The 3292-nt window shown below is 44.0% G+C and carries 1 protein-coding gene; it reads right to left on the bottom strand.

Going from position 1 to position 3292, the window contains the following annotated elements; all coding sequences use genetic code 11:
• Window positions 1-236: 236 nt before the first annotated feature.
• Window positions 237-2837 (bottom strand): bifunctional aconitate hydratase 2/2-methylisocitrate dehydratase, encoded by a 2601-nt coding sequence (acnB, locus tag RTR63_RS11635; protein ID WP_312524420.1) that lies wholly within the window; start codon window positions 2835-2837, stop codon window positions 237-239.
• Window positions 2838-3292: the final 455 nt, after the last annotated feature.

Raw genomic sequence — 3292 nt, 5'->3', positions numbered from 1 at the left:
CGTACGTTTAGTTGGGGTGACTTATTCAAATTTACTGCAAGCTGAAGCCTCGCCACAGATGCCATTATTGTAAGCCACTATAAACCAAATTTTGCCAAGATATTTTTTAGCTAAACGTTCAAAAAATTTTTATGTAAATGCTAACAATAGCAAAACCCTGCTATATTGCAGGGTCTTACTTTATTGTTATCCTATTTAAGTAAAATTAGATGAGCCTAACTTTAATCTAACGATGGTTAGGTAAGCTGTGCTACATTAATTTTGTTGGCTTCTTCAGTATATTCGCTCATACGGTCGAAGTTTAAGTATTTGTAGATATCGGCTGACATGCTGTTAAGCTTACCAGCATATTGTTGGTATTCTTCGTTAGTAGGTAGTTTACCAAGTACTGCAGCCACCGACGCCAACTCGGCAGAAGCCAAGTACACGTTGGCACCTTGACCTAAACGGTTCGGGAAGTTACGTGTCGAAGTTGATACGGCGGTTGATTTTGGTGCGATACGCGCTTGGTTACCCATACACAGTGAACAACCCGGCATTTCAGTCCGTGCGCCCGCTTGTGCATAGACATTATACAGACCTTCATCCATCAATTGGCGTGCATCCATTTTAGTGGGTGGTGCAATCCATAGACGTGTGGTCAAGCTACCCGCAGGTACTTCTTTTAACAACGCGCCCGCTGCACGGAAGTGACCGATGTTGGTCATACATGAACCGATGAATACTTCATCAATCTTGTCGCCAGCAACGTCTGCCAAGGTTTTGGCGTCATCTGGGTCGTTTGGACAGCAAAGAATCGGTTCTTTGATGGCGCTCATATCGATAGTGATGTCAGCAGCATATTCTGCATCTGCATCAGCACGTAACAATGTTGGGTTGGCAAGCCATGCCTCCATACCTTTGATACGGCGTGCAATCGTACGCGCATCGCCATAACCTTCAGAAATCATCCATTTGAGTAGGGTGATGTTTGACGTTAGGTATTCTTTTACTGATTCTTCAGACAGGGTGATAGTACAACCTGCGGCTGAACGTTCGGCAGAGGCATCTGATAATTCGAATGCTTGTTCAACGGTTAAGTCTTCTAAACCTTCGATTTCTAAGATACGGCCGTTAAATACGTTTTTCTTACCGGCTTTCTCAACGGTCAATAAACCTTCTTTGATGGCTTGGTAAGGAATCGCATGTACCAAGTCACGCAAGGTGATACCAGGCTGCATTTCACCGACAAAACGTACACGAACTGATTCTGGCATATCCAATGGCATCACACCAGTTGCTGCAGCAAACGCCACTAGACCAGAACCTGCTGGGAACGAAATACCCATTGGGAAGCGGGTATGTGAGTCACCACCTGTACCAACGGTATCAGGCAATAGCATACGGTTTAACCATGAGTGAATAATACCATCACCTGGACGTAATGATACACCGCCACGATTCATGATGAAGTCAGGGAGTGTGTGCTGAGTTTCTACATCGATTGGTTTTGGATAAGCTGCGGTATGACAGAATGATTGCATGACCAAATCTGCAGAGAAGCCTAAACAAGCCAAGTCTTTTAATTCGTCACGAGTCATAGGACCTGTGGTATCTTGCGAACCCACGGTGGTCATTTTTGGTTCACAGTAGGCACCAGGACGAATACCTTCTACGCCACAGGCTTTACCGACCATTTTTTGCGCTAAAGTATAGCCTTTACCGGTGTCTGCAGGTTGTTCTGGTTTTGCAAAAATGTCAGACGCGCCCAAACCTAGATATTCACGGGCTTTGTTGGTTAAGCCACGACCTACAATCAATGGAATACGACCACCGGCACGCACTTCATCGAGCAGCGTTGGTGATTTTAATTCAAAAGTTGCAAGCACTTCGTCAGAATCATGTTTGGTGATTTTGCCGTCATGTGGGTAGATATCAAATACATCACCCATGTTAAGTTTGCTAACATCCACTTCGATAGGTAATGAGCCCGCATCTTCCATGGTGTTGAAGAAAATCGGTGCGATTTTACCACCCAATACCAGGCCGCCGGCACGTTTGTTTGGCACGCCTTGGATGTCGTCACCCATTAACCATAATACGGAGTTGGTCGCTGATTTACGGCTTGAACCGGTACCGACCACATCACCCACATATGCCAATGGAATACCGTCTTTTTTCATCTCTTCGATTTGTTTCATCGGGCCAATCACGCCGTCTTGGTCTGGCACAATGCCTTCACGCGCATTTTTTAGCATGGCTAATGCGTGAAGGGGGATGTCTGGACGTGACCATGCATCTTGGGCAGGTGACAAATCATCGGTATTGGTTTCACCGGTGACTTTGAAGGTTTTGTAAGTGGCTTTTTTTGGCACTTCAGGACGGCTGGTGAACCATTCGGCGTTTGCCCAAGATTGTAACACCTCTTTGGCCACTTCATTGCCCGCTTCCGCTTTTTCAGTGACATCATTAAAGGCATCAAATACCAGTAAGGTTTTTTTCAGCGCGTCGCCCGCAGCTTTCGCCAATTCTTTGTCGTCTAATGCTTGAATTAATGGTTCAACGTTGTAACCACCTTGCATATGACCCAGTAACTCAATCGCTTTTAGTTTTGAAATCAGGGGAGAAGTGGTTTCGCCTTTAACGATAGCTGCTAGAAATGCCGCTTTAACATACGCTGCTTGGTCAACCCCAGGTGGAATACGGTTTTCTAATAAGTCTACAAGTGTTTCTTCTTCACCCGCTGGTGGATTTTTTAATAGTTCAACCAAATCAGCCGTTTGCTGTTCGTTAAGTGGCTGTGGCACAATACCCTGTGCCGCACGATTTTCGACGTGTTTACGATAGTTCTCTAGCATGAATCGTCCTCATAGTCATGTAAGATTATTGTGTTAACCATGCGTCTGCAAGCCCTCTTCACAACACAGTTGAATTTTGAAATGGCTACTAGCCAGCATGGCTTTGGCTAAAAAATTTAACCCTTCTAATATACTTGAAATGTGATGAAATGTTAATGAGAAAATACGTTTTTGTTAACATAGCCATTATTTTTTAAAAAAATAGCCCAATAATTTTTAATAAATGCGTTTGAGCCGATTGTCGCTTTTTTTACTAGGATGGAAAATAACTTTGGCTGTGTACTTTAAACAACAAAGCTTATCCCAAAATAGTTTAAATTCGTCAGCATAGATTTCTGTTATAATAACCCCCTAAAATCTGCTCAGTGAATTCAAGGATTAATCATAGCAATGACCGACACTGTACAAACTTTTGCCCCTTCAACGCCGCACACCGATAGACCCATCGCTCGTGA

This window comes from Moraxella sp. CTOTU47724 (genome assembly GCF_032014955.1).
Lineage (GTDB): Bacteria > Pseudomonadota > Gammaproteobacteria > Pseudomonadales > Moraxellaceae > Faucicola > Faucicola tetraodonis.
This window is presented reverse-complemented; position numbering and strand designations above follow the sequence as displayed.

Coding starts and splice junctions, on each gene's coding strand:
- acnB (WP_312524420.1), bottom strand. CDS start 2,837: ATGCTAGAGAACTATCGTAAACACGTCGAAAATCGTGCGGCACAGGGT.